The following is a 674-nucleotide window of genomic DNA, read 5'->3' on the forward strand; positions in this document are numbered from 1 at the left end:
AGAGAGTAGCAATATTTGGCGATAGAGTAGACGACATCAAATGTCTCCGAGATCTATGCTCGCCCGCTAAGTCCATCGGCAAAATTGTCGCCGATTATCGCGATCACTTCAAGGTCGGGACTTTGATCATTTGTCTGCTGAAGAATGTTATTCGCAACAGAAACGATCTGCGCCCGAAGTGGTGCCGGCAACGGATTGAGTGGATCGAGATTTGTAGCGAGAATCGTCTGCCAGAGCCTGCGGGCAGTTGCCAGTGCTCGTGTACGACTCAGATCATCGTCGGCCGCACGGAGCATAGAACTGACAGTGCGGAACACTTCGGCATCCTGCTCACGCTGACCTCGCAGTTGATTGGCGGATTCATAGGCTTTGAAGGCCTTTGCTGAATGAGACATTTACGATCCTTTTGATCACTGACATGACTGCAGAACGGCTGCTTCGTGGCGCATAATTCGCCGCGAAAGCTTAAGGGCTTCATAACAATCATCCGATTTTGCACATTCCAGCGCTCGGTCGAGGATCTCGCGGGCGAGCGCCGAAGTTGTCGCTTCCTTGAACTGCTCTATCAGTTCGCGGGCACGGACTAGCGCGGATTGGCGTTCTTCGTCCGTTCCGATATAGGCCGTCTGGAGAGCAAAATAGATCTGCTTCGCAGGCGTGTTGACCTCGTCTGG

2 protein-coding genes are annotated in these 674 nt (G+C 52.8%); both read right to left on the reverse strand.

What is annotated here, in order from left to right:
* Window positions 1–53 precede the first annotated feature (53 nt).
* Entirely contained in the window at window positions 54–395 is a 342-nt protein-coding gene (locus RT91_RS21105) for a flagellar biosynthesis regulator FlaF (RefSeq protein WP_007423972.1), read from the reverse strand.
* A gap of 15 nt (window positions 396–410) precedes the next feature.
* Window positions 411–674: flagellar biosynthesis repressor FlbT (locus RT91_RS21110; protein ID WP_082468678.1), on the reverse strand; the 264-nt coding region annotated here is incomplete at its 5' end.

Source organism: Acidiphilium sp. JA12-A1 (assembly GCF_000724705.2).
GTDB classification, from domain to species: Bacteria; Pseudomonadota; Alphaproteobacteria; order Acetobacterales; family Acetobacteraceae; genus Acidiphilium; species Acidiphilium multivorum.